Origin of the sequence: Polaromonas sp., assembly GCF_012927455.1 — a bacterium.
GTDB lineage: Bacteria > Pseudomonadota > Gammaproteobacteria > Burkholderiales > Burkholderiaceae_C > Polaromonas.
The window spans coordinates 183,033-199,092 of sequence record NZ_JABBPE010000008.1; the positions used below are offsets into that span (position 1 = coordinate 183,033).

Below are 16,060 nucleotides of genomic sequence, written 5' to 3' on the forward strand. Positions count from 1 at the left end.
GACCGGGCTTCAAGCCGGTCGGCGCACCACAGCATCGTGCAATCACCTCAGAAGAAAGCTAAATGGGCCTCTAGCCCATACGGGGCGGGCGCAAACAGCTATTAATTCTATAGCGCATTCTTCACGCTCGCCACAAAGATCGTGGGTAGCCCAGCATTCCCTCGGGCGCGCTCAAGCAGGTCAGGTATTGGCTCCCAGCGTGCAGTGGCGCGAGGTCCACGGCGCATCGTGCCCGTTGTCGCCGACCAAGACGTTGACAGCGTTATCCAGCAAATGGCGCTTCCACTCTCAGATCTGGTTGGAATGCAGCTCGAACTTTTTTATGGACCATAAATCTGAGCGTCGAAGCGGATCTAAAGTGTGATATTTCGACTTATACGGCTGAATTTCCTGTTCAATTTATGGCGCTCACCAACTGCAGGCCAATTCGCACGTGATTTAGTAGCTATAGTTTTCATAGCAATCGCATTTTGCATACTAACAAGTCCATATAAAGCCCGTTAAGTATTTATGGATACCATTTGGTATATATTCTCTTTTCGCCACATCTTTGGCGATTTTGAATCCTCTTTATTTGATGGAGATTTCGATGAAAAAAGCTCTCGTTGCTTCGATCTTGGCCTTCGGCGTTGTGCTGTCTGCCCAAGCCAAAGACATTGTGGATACTGCGGTGGCGGCAGGCAACTTCAAGACGCTGGCAACAGCCCTGGGCGCTGCTGGCTTGGTGGACACCTTGAAGGGCAAAGGTCCATTTACGGTGTTCGCACCCACCGATGAAGCATTTGCAAAAATTCCCAAAGCGGATCTGGACGCTTTGCTGAAAGACAAGGCCAAGCTGACTTCAGTGTTGACTTACCACGTGGTGGCAGACAAGGTCATGGCAGCCGACGTGAAAGCCGGCAAGATTAAGACTGTGCAAGGGTCTGAGCTGACGGTGTCGACGAAAGGCGGAGTCATGGTCGATAGCGCCAAAGTCATCAAGACCGACATCGTCGCCGACAACGGCGTCATCCACGTCATCGACAGCGTGATCATGCCGAAATAAAGGCGATTTTGGTTCTTCGGACAGCCCGGGAGCGGTGACCCATAACCCATTCCGGGCTTTCTTAAAGGGGTGTTACAACCTCAATCAATCAGCCCCACGCCTCATGACAGGTCATTAATCAACACTGGCCCAAAAAGCCTGATGTCTGGACGAATGCCCTGAGCCTTATCGCCAAGGACCAATATGAATTCATTCCCTGAGGGCTTTCGTTGCCTAGTGATTGGATCAGCGGCTTCGCTGCATCCAGGCACTGTCAACTCGCAACTTTCACGGCCATTTCGTGGGGCAGAGATTGGGCGCAGCGCGATGCTCAGCCCAGCAGACACAGGCCGCTTCTTTTCATAAAACGGCGCGGCTTTGCCGTGGTAGCTTGAGATGTTCTGAGCGGACTGTCTGCATGGCATACGCTGCGGCACTACCGTTAGATAACGATTCATCACGAACAGCCGCTTTGGGCACGATGGCGAGATCAGCAACAGCTTCTGACTGCAAGCGAGTTGGATTGCAAGAAAGCAGCCACGTGCCAGTACCTGCTCCAACTGCATACCAGGCGGTCATTTCACATTTTCAGGATTCATTCAGCTCTGGATTTTCGCTCGCCGCGACGGCAGTATTGCAGGCGCTCGACCGAGACGGTTGACCAGCCGCTTTGGATACGCTTGCCTCGGTCTGCCATAGAGTGCTGCGCATCACCCCCAAAGTAAATAAAACTAGCCCCTGGCCTATACAGTACGGGCGCAAGCAGCTACTGATTCGATAGCAATCCAGGACTTCGGCAGGCGGTACACACCGGAGTAGTAAGCGCACCATGCGTACCCGTTACATGAACGCTAGCAAGCGTGCAAGCCAATGTTGCTACCGTAGCCTCCCGTTACAGCCACATGCAACGACGCATGGATAATTCATCGGCACCTATGGCACGACCCGCTGGGCGCCTCTGCCCTTTCCGGAAAACCAAAAAGAACCCCTATGCAAATGAAACCTTCGAAAATTCTTCTTGCCCTGCTGACTTGCGTCAGCTTGTCGGCCGGTGCAGTAGCCGCCACCCCCACCGAAACCTTGCCCTCGGGCGTGACGGTGGCGCACACCGTTGAAGGTACCGGCCCGCAGCCCAAGGCTTCAGACGCCGTCAAGGTGCATTACCGCGGTACCCTGGCCGACGGCAAAGAGTTTGACAGTTCCTACAAGCGGGGCATGCCCGCCACCTTCCCGCTTAACCGGGTGGTGCCGTGCTGGACCGAAGGCATGCAGAAAATCAAGGTCGGCGGCAAGGCAACGCTGACCTGCCCGCCTGCCACGGCGTATGGCGAGCGCGGCGCCGGCGGTGTGGTGCCACCCAACGCTACGCTGAAGTTTGAAGTGGAACTGATCAGCATCGAATAAGCAGCCAGCCAGGCGCTGGCTGCGCCTGACCCATTGTTTTTCTTGTAACTGCCTGCCTACAGGCCGGCATTGAGCGTGGCAAGCAGCGCGTCGTTGAAGGCCGCTGCCCGCTCAAACTGAACCCAGTGCCCCGCCGCTTCGATGCGCCTCAAAGCCCGGAAATTTCCGGCTTGCTGCAGCACTGCTTCAAGCGCATCCATTTTCCCCTGATAGAGGGCATCTTCACTGCCATAAATCGCATGCACCGGGCAGCTCAGCCCAGGCAATGCGCGCGCCAGCGCATCGGTGCGCGACAGGCTGCGGCCCTTCATGCGGTCACGCAGCACGTTGGCCACATGCAGGCGCAGGGCCGTCTCGGTGATGGCGTCCTGGCGGTACAGCATCAAAGCCGCCAGATTGTTGCGGTGTGCGGCATCACGCTGAGCCGGGTCCGCCAGGTGCCGCCACGCCTTCAGGCGTATTGCCTGTTCAAGCGCCAGCCCCAGGCCGGGCGCCCCCACCAGCACCACACGCGCGGCCCGCGCAGGAAAGCGCTGCGCCAGAAAACCGGCGACCATGCCGCCAAAAGAAAAGCCCACCAGATCGCAAATGGCGTCGCCCAGCAAAACCTGCAGCCCCTGCTCTATCGGTTCAGGCACCACATCGGCATCAGTGCCGTGCGCCGGCACTGCCGAGTCGCCAAAGCCGGGCAAGTCTGGCACCAGCACCTGGCGCCCGGATTCGACCAACGCGGAAATATTGCGCAGCCAGTGCGTCCAGCTGCCACTGCCGCCATGCAGCAGCAACACCGGCGCCAGCTGGCGGCTGGACGATTCCTGGCCCCAGACACGCCAAACCACTGACCCCGCGCCACAGGGCGTTTCCAGCCGGGTTGCGGTTTTTAACAGCGGCAGCACTTCATCGGGCAACTGCGTTTCGGAGTTGGCGGCGGAAAGAATCGTTGAGCGGGGCATGGCGTGTTTATACCGAAATGGTCTGTCGCGTCAGTCAAACAGCGACTCAAAACCATTGACAGGCTCAAACCGCTTATTGCGAAAGCACAGACGCGTTGGGCCCGGCAGCGCCTGCTCGCGCACCGAATGGCGCGCGTCGCCGGGGTAGCAGATCACACGCTCGCCGTGCTGATCAAAGGGCTCGGGCTGGATCAACGGCGGCAGGCGAACCCGCGCGGCGGCCAATACGCTGTGCACATTGGCGTGGCGCGACAGATGTGCCAGGCTCATGATCTGCGGCGGCGCAAGCTCGATCTGGCCAGCCCAATACTGCTGCAACGCGCTGCGCGGGCTGAGCCAGATGCTCTCGGTGGTTTCAAAGTTGTCGTGGCTTGCCACCTGGCCGGCCGGCACCGCCGCCACAAAAAAACGGGTGTCAAATCGCTTGTTCATAACCGAGGGCTGGGTCGGCGTGACCCAGCGCGACCAGGGCACAAGGCTGTGAGTCTGCAGGCGCAAGGCCATGCGCGCCAGCACCACGTTAAAACCCCGGCCTTCGCGCAAAAACGCGGCAGCCCGCGCGCACTGGTCCACAGACGCATCAGACGGCGTGCCAGAGTCTTGCGCAAACAGCACACCCGATTCTTCAAAAGCTTCGCGCAACGCCGCCACATACAGAGCGCCGGCTGTGCGTTCGTCAATGTCGGCCTCGTTCAGGCCGGCATGCAGCGCGTGCAGGGGCTGGTCCAGATGCGCGCGCATGTCCAGTTCGGCGTCGGCTGCATCGACCTTGCCGCCCGGAAAGACATAGGCGCCGCCCAGCACATCGGACAAGCCGTGGCGCTTCATCAGGAACACCTCCAGACCGCTGGGCGCATCGCGCAGCAAGACCACCGTGGCGGCCGGGCGTGGCGCACTGGTGATGGTTTCCCTATTCAATTCCATGATTTACTTTCATTGCTTGCTAGCTGCCTGCAGACTTGGGCTAAAACCAAACTTTCACACGAATCAGGCTATAGCCCGCTTACTCATTGCGCAAACAGCTATTGAATCCATAGCAGACACACAACACAAAACTCAACTTCTGCTGTGTTTCTGGCTCGACCCGCGCGCGCTGGCAACGGGATATTTGTCACCATTGACGATCATCTTCAGCCGCGCCGCCTCGACCAGGTCAATGTTCAGCTGGTCGCACAGCTGCAGCAGATACAGCAAGACATCTGCCGCCTCGGCGGCCACTTCGGCCTTCTGCGGCGCGGCAAGCTGGCGGCTTTGCGCTTCGGTCAGCCACTGAAAATGCTCAAGCAATTCAGCCGCTTCCACGTTGAGGGCGCACGCCAGGTTCTTGGGCGAGTGAAACTGCGGCCAGTCGCGCGCCTGGGCAAAGTCGCGCAGGGCCTGGGTAAGGGTTTGCAGGTCTGTAGGCATGTTGGGTTTTGGCTGTAGGTCAACGGTGCACGGAGGTAGCTCAATTTTCGGAATAAATAGAGCTCTAGCCCATATAGAACGGACGCAAGCAGCTATCAAAACAATAGCTATTCCTTGCTCACCTTGCCACGCATCTCCTTGGTGGCGGAGCGCTGGCTTTTGCTTTCAAGGCGACGCTGTTTGGAGCCGTAGGTGGGCTTGGTGGCACGCCGCGGTTTGGGCGGATTGGACACGCCGTCGACCACTTCCTGCAGCCGCGCCAGCGCATCGGCGCGGTTCATCTCTTGCGTGCGGTGCTGCTGCGCTTTCAACACCAGCACGCCTTCTTGGGTGATGCGGCTGTCGCTCAGGGCCAGCAGGCGTTCCTTGATCTCATCGGGCAACGACGAGGCGCTGATATCAAAGCGCAGATGCACCGCGCTGGAGACCTTGTTGACGTTTTGCCCGCCCGCGCCTTGCGCCCGGATGGCGCTGATGTCCACCTCGCGCTCATCGACGGGAAACTTTAGCGGCAAGGCCATAGGTCAGATATGTCAGCTGTTTCAGCGCTGGTCAAACCAGAAAAATCAGACCGGCTGGCTCAGTTCGGCCAGGCCGGCCAATCCGGCAATAGCCAGGGCATAGCCCTTGACACCAAAGCCGGCCATCACGGCTTTGGCAGCCGGTGAGATGTAGGAGTGATGGCGAAAGGCCTCGCGCGCGTGCACGTTGCTGATGTGCAGCTCAATCAACGTCACGCCCGCCCCCTTGATGGCGTCGTGCAAGGCCACGCTGGTGTGCGTGTAGGCACCGGCATTGAGCACCACGCCCGCCAGCGTACCGGTGGCCTGCGCCCGCCCGGCCTCGTGAATCGCATCGATCAGCACGCCTTCGTGGTTGCTTTGGCGAAAGTCGAGCTTGAAGCCCTGCGCGGCGCAGGCCGTGACGCACAGCGCCTCTACATCGGCCAGCGTTTGCGAGCCGTACACGGCAGGTTCGCGCGTGCCCAGCAAATTGAGGTTGGGACCGTTGAGGACCAGGACTGTTTTCATGAGAGCGCGTCTTTCTGTTCAGTTGTCCCAATTATCAGGGCGTCACTGTCTCAACGCTGTCAAAAAAGCTTTCAAGCAAGCGGGCGAAGGCCTGCGGCTGCTCTACCGCGCTGAGGTGCGCGGCCTCCAGCGTGCGCAACTGTGCACCGGTGATGCTGTCCACGATGGCCTGCGACAAGGCCAGCGGGGTGGCTTCATCGCGGGTGCCCGCAATCACCAGCGCCGGGCAAGCAATGTGGGCGTTGCTGGCGCGAAAGTCGATGCCAGCAACCGCCTGGCAACTGGCGGCGTAAGCGGCTGCGTCGGTTTTTTCAAGCTGCAGGCGCAAGCTGGCCACGCGCTGCGCGCCACCGCCGGCCTGGTCGGCGCGGAACTCCGGCGTGAACCAGCGCTGCATGGCGCCGTCGGCAATGGCCGCGACACCCTGCGTACGCACCAGGCTGATGCGCGCCTGCCACAGTGCGCGCGCCGCATCGTCGTAGTGGTTGGCGGCGTTGGCAATCACCACGCTTTTGAGCAACTGCGGCTGACTTGCCGCCAGCAATTGCGCCACCATGGCGCCCATGCTCAGTCCGACAAAATGCACGGCGCCTGGCGCCTGCGCGCGAATCAGCTCGGTCGCGTCCTTCGCCAGCAGGCCCATGGTGTACGGCCCGGGTACCACTTCCGATTGCCCATGGCCGCGCTGGTCGTAGCGCAGCACCGTGTAGCGGGTCTGCAAAATCGCGGCCACGCCATCCCACATGCCGAGGTCGCAACCGAGCGCGTGACTGAGCACAACGACTGGCCCCTGCCCTTGCTTGGTCCAGTGCAGCAGTGGTTTTTTCATGGATCATCTCTGTTGGTTTTTTTTGACGCGCCCAGCTCAAGCCTTGGCTGCCAGCAGACCTTTTTCACGCAGAATTTCGCCCGCCACCGAAAACGCGTGGTTGGCAGCCGGCACGCCGCAATAAATAGCCGCCTGCAAGATGACTTCCTTGATGTCATCGGGCGCGAGGCGGGACTCTGGCGGGCCATCCAGGCCGGCGCGAACGTGCAGGGCAAACTCTTCGTAGGCGCTCAAGGCGATCAGGGTGGACAGCACCATCAGGCGCCGCGTCTTGTCGCCCAAAGCCGGCCGGCCCCAGACTTCATGCCACGCGTAGCGCGTGATCAGGTTCTGAAACTCGCCATTGAAGTCATTGCTGCTGGCCAGGGATTTATCCACCCACGCCTCACCCAGCACGCGGCGGCGATTAAGCAGGCCTTTGTCGTAGTCATTCATGGCTCGTTTCCCTTCAAAAATGGCTGATTTAATCCCATGCGCAACATGATCTTGAAAAGCAACATTTGCTACTATTTTTATAGCTGCTTACGCCCGTGCTTATTGGACTTAAGGCCTATTTTATCAATTTTTTGTACATACTCATAATCAGGCGTCGGGTCCGATTACCCCGCGATAACAAGAGACTCTGTCATCCCGGGCTCGACCGCCGGCCAGCCGCACACAGCGCAGCCCTTCTGCCTCCATGCAGCGCTGCGCTTTTCGGCATCGCGGCAGGCATGACCGCCAGGGCTGAAAGAAATGTCAGCAGCTTTCATGAGCATCCCGCACAATCGTTCAGCCTGTCCACGCACCCCATGCACGCCCGCCATTTCATTCAACTGATCGCCCTGTCCGCTCTTTGGGGCGCCTCCTTTCCCCTGCTGCGCATTGCCAGCCCCGCCCTCGGCCCGTGGCTGCTGGCGGGCTTGCGTTGCCTGCTGGCCGCGGTGGTACTGGCCGTGCTGATGCGCGCCTTGCGTCAGCGCTGGCCAGCACGCGCCGCCTGGCCGCGGCTGGCACTGCTGAGCCTGCTCACCGTGGTCACGCCCTTTGTGCTGTTCAACTGGGCCGCGCTGGTGATTCCGGCGGGCTATTCGGCCGTACTCAACGCCACCGCGCCGCTGTTCGGCGTGCTCGGCGCTGCCGTAGCTGGCGAGGAGAGGCTCAGCGCCCGGCGCTTGCTGGGATGCGCCGCCGGTTTTACGGGAGTGGCGCTGTTGGTTCAACTCGGGCCTGTGGCGGTCACCCCCCAGGTGGTGCTGGCCGCGCTGGCCTGTACCGTGGCGGCTGCCAGCTATGGTTTTGGCGCCATCCTGATGAAACGCGCCACGCTGGCTTATTTCCCGCTGCCGGCATCTGCCGCGGTGCATGTGGCAGCCACGCTGATTTTGCTGCTGCCGGCCGGCCTGGCCGCGCCTGCCGCACAGCCCACGCTGGGCGCCCTGCTGGCGGTGACGGTGCTCGGCACCATTACCTCGGGCTTTATGTACTGGATCAGCATGCGGCTGATGCGCGAAATTCCGGCCAGCGCAGCCACGTCGGCGGCCTTCATGATTCCGCTGTTTGGCGTGACCTGGGGCGGGCTTTTCCTGGCCGAGCCGGTGACTGCCAGCATGCTGCCCGGTGGCCTGCTGGTGCTGGCGGCCACGGCGCTGATCACCGGTTTTAACCCTTTTCGGCGTGCGCCGGCCAAGCCCTGACAGGCCCTGCGCGCAAAAATTCAGCCGCGCTTGCGCATGATGTCCGGCGTGTTGACCTGCACATCGGCATTTTGTGCACGCTGGCGCAAGGCGTGCTCCATCACCACCAGCGCCAGCATGGCCTCGGCAATCGGCGTGGCCCGAATGCCGACACAGGGGTCGTGCCGGCCTTTGGTCACCACCACGGCGGGCTGGCCGGCAGTGTCAATCGACTCGCGCGGCGTGATGATGGAACTGGTCGGCTTAATGGCAATCGACACCTCCAGATCCTGCCCGGTGCTGATGCCGCCCAGCACGCCGCCGGCGCTGTTGGACTTGAAGCCGTCAGGCGACAACGCGTCACCGTGCGTGCTGCCTCGCTGTGTCACGCTGGCAAAGCCGGCACCAATTTCCACGCCCTTGACCGCATTGATACCCATCATGGCAAAGGCAATGTCGGCGTCAAGCTTGTCAAACAGCGGCTCGCCCAGGCCGACCGGCACGCCGCTGGCCGTCACGCGGATGCGCGCGCCGCACGAGTCGCCGGCCTTGCGCAAATCGTCCATATAGGTTTCCAGCCCGGAGACGTCCGCCACAGGCGCAAAAAACGGATTGCCGGCCACATGCTCCCAGGACTCGAATGGAATCGTGATATCGCCAATCTGCGTCATGCAGCCGCGAAAGGTGGTGCCATATTTCTCCAGCAGCCATTTTTTGGCCACCGCACCGGCGGCCACCATGGGCGCTGTCAGGCGGGCCGACGCCCGGCCGCCACCGCGCGGATCGCGCCGGCCGTATTTGTGCAGGTAGCTGTAGTCGGCATGGCCAGGGCGGAAGGTTTCCAGAATGTTGCCGTAGTCCTTGCTGCGCTGGTCGGTGTTTTTGATCAAGAGGCAAATCGGCGTGCCGGTGGTTTTGCCCTCATACACACCCGACAGGATGGCCACCGTATCAAGTTCGCTGCGCTGCGTGACGTGTCGGCTGGTGCCGGGCCGGCGCCGGTCCAGATCGGTTTGAATATCGGCCTCGCAAAGCGACAGCCCGGGCGGGCAGCCGTCAATCACGCAGCCAATGGCCGGGCCGTGGGATTCACCAAAGTTGGTGACTGCAAATAGGGATCCGATGGTGTTGCCGCTCATGGCGAAGATTATCCCAGACGGATCGGCAGCTGCGGCTCCTCGAATCCCCACGGCGCAGCCATGGTCTGCCGGTTCTACCAAGCCGAATCACGCCGAATAAAGGCGTTCTAGAAAAAATTCAGCCCCTTGAGCATCACGATCAGGATTAGCAGCGGCGAGACACAACGCAGCAGGTAAAAAACCGCGCGCGCCAGCTTTTCATTGTGTAGTTGCCCGTGGTTGCCCAGCGCCAGCCGAAACTTTTTAAAGCCCCAAACCCAGCCGACAAACAACGCGATAAAGATTCCCCCGGCCGGCAAAATGATGTTGGATGACACGAAATCAAACAAATCAAACATGGTCAGACCAAACAGCTTGAAGTCGGCCAACGCGCTGTTGCTCAGCGCGCAGCTTGCGCCCAAAAGAATCAGCAATAAAACGGTGAACACGGTAGCCCTGGCACGCGAAAGTCCAAAACGCTCGTGCAGGATCACCACGGGCACTTCCATTAACGACAGCATGGCGCCGGTTGCGGCAACGGCGGCGAGCAGAAAAAAGGCGAGCATCAACCCCTGCCCCAACGGGATCTGGGAAAACACCGCCGGAATGGTAATGAACACCAGCGCCGGGCCGGCCGCCGGCGCAAACCCGAAGGTAAAAACCGCCGGGAAAATCGCAATACCCGCCAGCATCGAGACGCACAGGTCGGCACTCATGACACGCAAAGTGGTCAGAGGTATGTTCTGGTCATCGCGAAAATAGCTGCCATAAGTCATCATGGTGCCCATGCCGATCGACAGTTTGAAAAAAGCCAGCCCCATAGCCGTCAGCACCACCGAAGCGCTAATTTTGCTGAAGTCAGGCTTGAACAGGAATGCCAGGCCTTCAGCCGCCTTATCGAGCGACAAGCTGACCACGCACAGCAGCAACAGCAGCAAAAACAAGACTGGCAGCAGTTTCTTGGTCATGGCCTCAATGCCCTTGGTGACACCCAACAGCAAGATGCTGCCGATAAAAACCAGCACGCCCCACTGCCACAGCAGCGATTGCAGCGGATCACTGATCAACGCGCTGAAAGCCGCCTCGGTCACCCGTGGATCGCTGCTGAGGATGGAGCCGCGCATCGCCTTGACCACGTAGGCAAAGACCCAGGCGACGACTTCGGAATAAAAAGACAGAATCAAAAAGGCCGCCAGCATGCCGGCCGCGCCTATCAGCCACCAGGGTTGCCCTTTGGGAGCCAGGGCTTGCAGGGCAGAAATGGGATTGGCTTTGGCCTGGCGCCCGAGCGTGATCTCGGCAATCATCACCGGCAGCCCGATCAACAGCGTTGCCAGCAAATAGACCAGCAAGAAGCCCGCGCCGCCATTGGCGCCCGTCAGGTACGGAAACTTCCAGATATTGCCGAGACCGACAGCCGAACCGAGGGTGGCGGCGAGCACGCCAAAACCGGACGAAAAGCCGGCCCGAGAGAGACCAGTCAGGCCTGGTGCGTGTCGCACCGTGGTATTTTTTTTATTCATGGGGCGCGGCATTTCAAGGAAAAACCCGAAATTCTGGCGGTTCACTTTTTCTTTTCAACGCCAGCCTGGCTGTTGCGCATGCGACGGAAAGCGCGCATTCATGGCTTTGATCAACGGGATGGCTGGTGTCAATTTTGAGGCTTGACCAAGGGCCCGACAGCGCCCGCCAAATTGGAGCTCAGCGCCTTGCGGTACTCCGCGACATAAAACTCTACCGCCTTATCCTGATCTTGCTCGGTACCTTGACCGGACACGAAATTGAAGGCGTTGTAGCGACCGGCGGCGAACAGAATTGCGGCGCTGATTTCCCCAGGGTTTCCCTGTTCGGCCATTCGGTTGGCAAGAAAAATAAACTCGTCAACGAGCTTCAAAAATTCTGGAGAGTAGGCCATGACAATCTTTTCCTGGGTTTAACGATAAAAAGCTTCGACTTTGCCTTTAATCTTTATCAGCAGCGGATGGCCTTTGCGGTCCACCGTCTTGCCCGCAGGCACCTTGATCCAGCCTTCGCTGATGCAGTACTCCCCGACATCGAGACGCTCCTTGTCGTTCAAGCGAATACCGATGTCATGCTCGAACACCGCTGCGACGTGATGGGGACTGCGCGGGTCAATCGACAGATGGTCGGGCAGAGGAGGGAATTGAGTAACTTCATTCATGGGTATTTTTTTCCAGTTAACGTAAATCGCTCCCCATTTTCCCCGGATTTAGTGCTTTTCTGGTCTGGCGCGCCGGTAACATGGTTGAAGACCTGAATCAGACTTGTACGGCTCCGTCAACAAATTTGAACAATTTGATCTCGGTCAATTCAGATCATAAATAGCAGTGGCGGTCGCTCAGGCGCTGACAGCCCGGGTGTATAACCTCGCCTGCTGTGGGTCATCACGTCGTAGTGTGACCCAACAATTCAGACCCACTCAAAGCGCATGCAAGCGCAAATCTTAAGGAGCATCCATCATGGGCGCGCAATGGAAAGCAAAAGGCAAAGATCTGGCGGCCAATGCCAAGGGCCGGGTATTCGGCAAGCTGGTCAAGGAGATCATGGTGGCCGCGCGCAACGGCGCCGACCCGGCCATGAATCCACGCCTGCGACTGGTGGTGGAACAAGCCCGCAAGGTCTCCATGCCAAAAGACACGCTGGACCGCGCCCTCAAGAAGGGGGCTGGCCTGACGGACGATGCGGTCCATTTTGAGCGCGTCATTTACGAGGGCTTTGCGCCGCATCAGGTGCCCGTGATGGTCGAATGCCTGACCGACAACGTGCGGCGCACCGCGTCTGAATTTCGGGTGTTGTTCCGCCATGGCCAGCTCGGCTCCTCGGGCTCGGTGGCCTGGGACTTCGACCATGTCGGCATGATTGAGGCCGCGCCACTTGTGGCTGGTACAGATCCTGAGCTGGCCGCCATTGAGGCTGGCGCGCAGGACTTCGAGCCGGGCGGCGAAGCGGGGACGACCCTGTTTCTCACTGACCACGCCGATCTGGACCTGGTGAGCCGCGCGCTACCAGCCCAAGGCTTCAATGTCCTGTCCGCCAAGCTGGGGTACAAGCCGAAAAACCCGGTCAACCCTGACAGCCTGAGTGCGGCACATCTGGATGAAGTGGAAAACTTCCTGGCCGCCATCGATGCAAATGATGACGTGCAGGATGTCTATGTGGGCTTGGCGGGCTAAGGACTGCCTCAGCCCGTCTGGGTTGGTGAAGCCCGCAGGCAGGCGCTTCAAAGGCGCTGTTGGTGCTTGAAAACAGCGCGCCTTAAAACAGTCAGCGGCCCGCCGCCAGATCAATCGTCCTTGGCGTCTTCTTCAGCCGGCCAGTCGCGAATGTAGGCCTTGAGCATCTTGTTTTCAAAGTTTTGGCTGTCTACAACAGCCTTGGCGACGTCGTAAAAGCTGATCACGCCCATCAGCATGCGCTGGCTCATCACCGGCATGTAGCGGGCATGGCGCTCCAGCATCATGCGGCGCACTTCGTCAATCTCGGTGTCTGGCGTGCAGGTCATCGGGCAGTCGTCCATGGCGGAGCGCACCAGTGTTTTACCGATCTCACCGCCATTTTTGACGATGCAGACAAGCACTTCGCGAAAAGTCAGCATGCCGACAAGCTCGCCATGCTCCATCACGACCAACGAGCCGATGTCTTTTTCGGCCATGATCTGCGCCGCCTGGCCCAGCGGTTCGTCAGGCTGGACGGTGTAAAGGGTATTGCCTTTCACGCGCAAGATGTCAACAACCTTCATCGTTTTCTCCCCGGTTACTGCACCAGAGTAGTTCTGGCACGTTATTTTCATGGTCACGCCGCACCCTGCCAGCGTCAAATCGAAATTCAATATAGCCCACAATGAGACGCTTGCCGTAACGAATTTTACCGGCGCTCCTGCCGATGGCAATCAAATTGAAGCCGGCAACAGCGCGTCAGCCCGTTCGCTGCTACTTTCGTTTTTATATTCTGTTTGGTGCTCATTATTAAATGCGCCGGCGCCTTTTTTTTGGAGACACGCTATGCCCGGTTACTCAGATCCCGGTTTTGACACTCTCGCGTTGCACGCAGGCGCCGCGCCCGACCCGGCCACCGGCGCGCGCGCCGTGCCAATTCACCTCACCACCTCTTTTGTCTTCGAGTCCAGCGACCATGCCGCCAGCCTGTTTAACCTGGAGCGTGCAGGTCACGTCTATTCGCGCATCAGCAACCCAACCAATGCGGTACTGGAGCAGCGTGTGGCGGCGCTCGAAGGCGGCATAGGCGCGATTGCAACTGCCAGCGGCCAGGCCGCGCTGCACCTGAGCATCGCCACGCTGATGGGAGCGGGTTCGCACATCGTCGCCTCCACTGCGTTATATGGCGGCAGCCAGAACCTGCTGCATTACACGCTGCGCCGTTTTGGCATTGACACCACCTTCGTCCAGCCCGGCGACATTGACGGCTGGCGCGCCGCCGTGCGGCCCAACACCAAACTGTTTTTCGGCGAGACCGTCGGCAATCCCGGGCTGGACGTGCTGGATATGGCTACGGTGTCCAGCATTGCGCATGAGGCCGGCGTGCCGCTGCTGGTCGATTCCACGCTGACCTCACCCTGGCTGGTCAAGCCCTTTGAGCACGGCGCCGACCTGGTCTACCACTCGGCCACCAAGTTCCTGAGCGGGCATGGCACGGTGATTGGCGGCATCGTGGTCGATGGCGGATCTTTCGACTGGGCAGCCTCGGGCAAATTTCCCGAGCTGACCGAGGCCTACGACGGCTTTCACAACATGGTGTTCAGCGAGGAAAGCACGGTCGGCGCCTTTATGCTGCGTGCGCGCCGCGAGGGCCTGCGCGACTTTGGCGCCTGCATGAGCCCGCACACTGCCTGGCTGATTTTGCAGGGTATTGAAACCCTGCCGCTGCGCATGGCGCGCCACATGAGCAACACCGAAAAGGTCGTGCAATATCTGGCCGGCCACCCGCTGGTGGCACGCGTCGGCCACCCGATGCTGGAATCTCACCCCAGCCACGCGCTGGCCAAAAAACTCTTGCCGCGCGGCGCGGGTTCGGTGTTCAGCTTCGACATCAAGGGCCAGCGCGAGCAAGGCAAGGCTTTTATTGAAGCGCTCAAGGTGTTCAGCCATCTGGCCAATGTCGGCGACTGCCGCAGCCTGGTGATTCATCCGGCCAGCACCACGCACTTTCGAATGACGGATGAAGCCCTGCAAGGGGCCGGCATCACGCAGGGCACGATACGCCTGAGCATCGGCCTGGAAGACCCGGACGACCTGATTGACGACCTCAAGCGCGCGCTGAAAGCGGCAGAGAAATTGGGTCAGAACGTGGCCGAGAAAGCCGGAGCCTGAGATGCAGCTCACCGTCAACGACCACAACACTTATTGCTATACCGGCGGCAAGCCTTTCAATGCCGCGCAACCCACCGTCGTATTCATCCACGGCGTGCTTGACGACCACAGCGTCTGGATTTTGCAAAGCCGCTATCTGGCCTACCACGGCTGGAACGTGCTTGCGGTCGATCTACCGGGCCACTGCCGCAGCGCGGGCGAGGCGCCTGCCAGCGTGGAAGAAGCGGCGGACTTCATCGCCGCGCTGCTGGACGCCGCGGGCGTGCCCTGCACCGCGCTGGTGGGCCACAGCTGGGGCTCGCTGATTGCGCTGGAGGCCGCCAGTCGGCTCCAGGAGCGCGTCAGCCATCTGGTGCTGGTGGGCGCCGCCTTCCCGATGAAGGTGTCGCAGGCGCTGCTCGATGCCTCGCTGCATGAGCCGATGAAGGCGCTCACCATGATCAATGTCTTCTCGCGCAGCACGCTGGCGCCGCCGCCCTCGGCGCTGGGCCCCGGCACCTGGGTCTATGGCGCCAGCATGGCCCTGGGCCGCCGCGTGCTGGCCAGCAACCCCAAGGTCAATGTATTTCATCGCGGCTTTCAGGCCTGCGACAGCTATGCCAATGGCGAAGCTGCGATTAGAGCCATCAGCTGTCCGGTGCTGTTTGTGCTGGGTGCGCAAGACCAGATGACACCGCCCAAGGCCGCGCAAGGGCTGATTGCTGCGGCACGCAAGGCCGGCAAAAACGTGCAGGTGGTCAGCCTCGCGGTCGGCCATCGCCAGATGACCGAGGCGCCCGATGAGACGCTGTTTGCGATTCGCGACTTCATCAAGGCTTGACCCGAGCGGGGGCCTGGCCAGGAATCAATAGCCTGAATGGCAGATGGTGCAGTTGTTAGCGTGCACCTGTTGGTCGGGGTGCGCAGCAGCCGCCGCGACCAGCGCCGGCACGGCGGAAGATTCCCGGTTAGAGACCGGCTGGCGGGAAGCGCCCGATTGCATATCGTCCCCGAGCAATCCGCAGTGATCAAGAATGTCCTGCATGGACCGGCTACTGACGGGCAGGGGCTCGACGGCCAGGGCGCTTTGCAGGCAGGCGTTGCCGCGCAACTGCAAGAGAGGCAAGGCGCGCGACAAGCTCTCGCGCGGGCTGAAAACGACGCGAACCGGCGCCTGGTAAGACGCCACGTTGTAAGCCTGTGAATCGGTCGCATAGTCAGCCCGCTCGGCCAGCGCCGGGCTGGAGCAAACAAGCGATGCAGCCAAGAGAGAAAACGTGAACAGCTGCCCGTTTTGCACCCCAGCGCTCTT

At 60.3% G+C, this 16,060-nt stretch carries 20 protein-coding genes; 6 read left to right on the forward strand and 14 right to left on the reverse strand.

Features of this window, described 5'->3' with window-relative positions:
* Nucleotides 1-589: 589 nt before the first annotated feature.
* The gene (locus tag HHJ18_RS09360) at nt 590-1,045 is read left to right on the forward strand and encodes a fasciclin domain-containing protein (RefSeq protein ID WP_296914354.1); all 456 of its coding nucleotides are present in this window, start codon (nt 590-592) and stop codon (nt 1,043-1,045) included.
* 339 nt (nt 1,046-1,384) lie between these two features.
* Here HHJ18_RS09360 and HHJ18_RS09370 read toward each other — a convergent pair whose 3' ends face one another.
* Nucleotides 1,385-1,603, reverse strand: coding sequence for a hypothetical protein (locus HHJ18_RS09370; protein WP_296914357.1), 219 nt, complete (start codon nt 1,601-1,603; stop codon nt 1,385-1,387).
* Between the two features lie 417 nt (nt 1,604-2,020).
* Here HHJ18_RS09370 and HHJ18_RS09375 point away from each other — a divergent pair, with 417 nt between their 5' ends.
* Nucleotides 2,021-2,428 carry an FKBP-type peptidyl-prolyl cis-trans isomerase gene (locus HHJ18_RS09375; RefSeq protein ID WP_296915170.1) on the forward strand — a complete coding sequence of 136 codons (408 nt, stop codon included), beginning with the start codon at nt 2,021-2,023 and terminating at the stop codon, nt 2,426-2,428.
* 56 nt (nt 2,429-2,484) lie between these two features.
* Here HHJ18_RS09375 and HHJ18_RS09380 read toward each other — a convergent pair whose 3' ends face one another.
* The 7 genes from HHJ18_RS09380 to HHJ18_RS09410 all read right to left on the reverse strand — a co-directional run bounded on the left by HHJ18_RS09380 (nt 2,485) and on the right by HHJ18_RS09410 (nt 7,083).
* Nucleotides 2,485-3,381 carry an alpha/beta fold hydrolase gene (locus HHJ18_RS09380; RefSeq protein WP_296914360.1) on the reverse strand — a complete coding sequence of 299 codons (897 nt, stop codon included), beginning with the start codon at nt 3,379-3,381 and terminating at the stop codon, nt 2,485-2,487.
* 30 nt (nt 3,382-3,411) lie between these two features.
* Nucleotides 3,412-4,305 (reverse strand): NUDIX hydrolase, encoded by an 894-nt coding sequence (locus HHJ18_RS09385; protein ID WP_296914363.1) that lies wholly within the window; start codon nt 4,303-4,305, stop codon nt 3,412-3,414.
* Between the two features lie 132 nt (nt 4,306-4,437).
* On the reverse strand, nt 4,438-4,788 hold the full coding sequence (locus tag HHJ18_RS09390) for a nucleotide pyrophosphohydrolase (protein ID WP_296914366.1): 351 nt from the start codon (nt 4,786-4,788) through the stop codon (nt 4,438-4,440).
* Nucleotides 4,789-4,895: 107 nt separating this feature from the next.
* Nucleotides 4,896-5,309, reverse strand: a complete 414-nt coding sequence (gene arfB, locus HHJ18_RS09395; protein WP_296914368.1) for an alternative ribosome rescue aminoacyl-tRNA hydrolase ArfB — start codon at nt 5,307-5,309, stop codon at nt 4,896-4,898.
* Between the two features lie 45 nt (nt 5,310-5,354).
* Complete coding sequence (gene aroQ, locus HHJ18_RS09400) at nt 5,355-5,819, reverse strand: type II 3-dehydroquinate dehydratase (RefSeq protein ID WP_296914371.1); 465 nt, start codon at nt 5,817-5,819, stop codon at nt 5,355-5,357.
* 34 nt (nt 5,820-5,853) lie between these two features.
* Nucleotides 5,854-6,648: an alpha/beta fold hydrolase gene (locus tag HHJ18_RS09405; protein WP_296914374.1), complete on the reverse strand. Its 795-nt coding sequence runs from the start codon at nt 6,646-6,648 to the stop codon at nt 5,854-5,856.
* A gap of 36 nt (nt 6,649-6,684) precedes the next feature.
* Nucleotides 6,685-7,083, reverse strand: coding sequence for a carboxymuconolactone decarboxylase family protein (locus HHJ18_RS09410; protein WP_296914377.1), 399 nt, complete (start codon nt 7,081-7,083; stop codon nt 6,685-6,687).
* Between the two features lie 356 nt (nt 7,084-7,439).
* On the opposite strand from HHJ18_RS09410, the gene HHJ18_RS09415 reads away from it, so the two are divergent.
* Entirely contained in the window at nt 7,440-8,324 is an 885-nt protein-coding gene (locus tag HHJ18_RS09415) for a DMT family transporter (RefSeq protein ID WP_296914382.1), read from the forward strand.
* A 20-nt stretch (nt 8,325-8,344) separates the two neighbouring features.
* On the opposite strand, the gene aroC is transcribed toward HHJ18_RS09415, so the two are convergent.
* From aroC to HHJ18_RS09435, 4 genes are all read right to left on the reverse strand, one after another.
* Nucleotides 8,345-9,442 (reverse strand): chorismate synthase, encoded by a 1,098-nt coding sequence (gene aroC, locus HHJ18_RS09420; protein ID WP_296914384.1) that lies wholly within the window; start codon nt 9,440-9,442, stop codon nt 8,345-8,347.
* A 107-nt stretch (nt 9,443-9,549) separates the two neighbouring features.
* Nucleotides 9,550-10,944: a sodium-dependent transporter gene (locus HHJ18_RS09425; RefSeq protein ID WP_296914386.1), complete on the reverse strand. Its 1,395-nt coding sequence runs from the start codon at nt 10,942-10,944 to the stop codon at nt 9,550-9,552.
* Between the two features lie 128 nt (nt 10,945-11,072).
* Nucleotides 11,073-11,336: a DUF3144 domain-containing protein gene (locus HHJ18_RS09430; RefSeq protein ID WP_296914388.1), complete on the reverse strand. Its 264-nt coding sequence runs from the start codon at nt 11,334-11,336 to the stop codon at nt 11,073-11,075.
* Nucleotides 11,337-11,354: 18 nt separating this feature from the next.
* The gene (locus HHJ18_RS09435) at nt 11,355-11,603 is read right to left on the reverse strand and encodes a DUF3297 family protein (protein ID WP_296914390.1); all 249 of its coding nucleotides are present in this window, start codon (nt 11,601-11,603) and stop codon (nt 11,355-11,357) included.
* Between the two features lie 298 nt (nt 11,604-11,901).
* Here HHJ18_RS09435 and HHJ18_RS09440 point away from each other — a divergent pair, with 298 nt between their 5' ends.
* A complete protein-coding gene (locus tag HHJ18_RS09440; RefSeq protein WP_296914392.1) occupies nt 11,902-12,615 on the forward strand; it encodes a YebC/PmpR family DNA-binding transcriptional regulator in 714 nt (237 codons plus the stop codon).
* Nucleotides 12,616-12,725: 110 nt separating this feature from the next.
* Here HHJ18_RS09440 and HHJ18_RS09445 read toward each other — a convergent pair whose 3' ends face one another.
* Entirely contained in the window at nt 12,726-13,181 is a 456-nt protein-coding gene (locus HHJ18_RS09445) for a CBS domain-containing protein (RefSeq protein ID WP_296914395.1), read from the reverse strand.
* A gap of 262 nt (nt 13,182-13,443) precedes the next feature.
* On the opposite strand from HHJ18_RS09445, the gene HHJ18_RS09450 reads away from it, so the two are divergent.
* Both HHJ18_RS09450 and HHJ18_RS09455 read left to right on the forward strand, forming a co-directional pair.
* Nucleotides 13,444-14,769 carry an O-acetylhomoserine aminocarboxypropyltransferase gene (locus tag HHJ18_RS09450; RefSeq protein ID WP_296914398.1) on the forward strand — a complete coding sequence of 442 codons (1,326 nt, stop codon included), beginning with the start codon at nt 13,444-13,446 and terminating at the stop codon, nt 14,767-14,769.
* A gap of 1 nt (nt 14,770) precedes the next feature.
* Nucleotides 14,771-15,589 carry an alpha/beta hydrolase gene (locus tag HHJ18_RS09455; protein WP_296914401.1) on the forward strand — a complete coding sequence of 273 codons (819 nt, stop codon included), beginning with the start codon at nt 14,771-14,773 and terminating at the stop codon, nt 15,587-15,589.
* 24 nt (nt 15,590-15,613) lie between these two features.
* Here HHJ18_RS09455 and HHJ18_RS09460 read toward each other — a convergent pair whose 3' ends face one another.
* On the reverse strand, nt 15,614-16,015 hold the full coding sequence (locus tag HHJ18_RS09460; RefSeq protein WP_296914403.1) for a hypothetical protein: 402 nt from the start codon (nt 16,013-16,015) through the stop codon (nt 15,614-15,616).
* Nucleotides 16,016-16,060 lie beyond the last annotated feature (45 nt).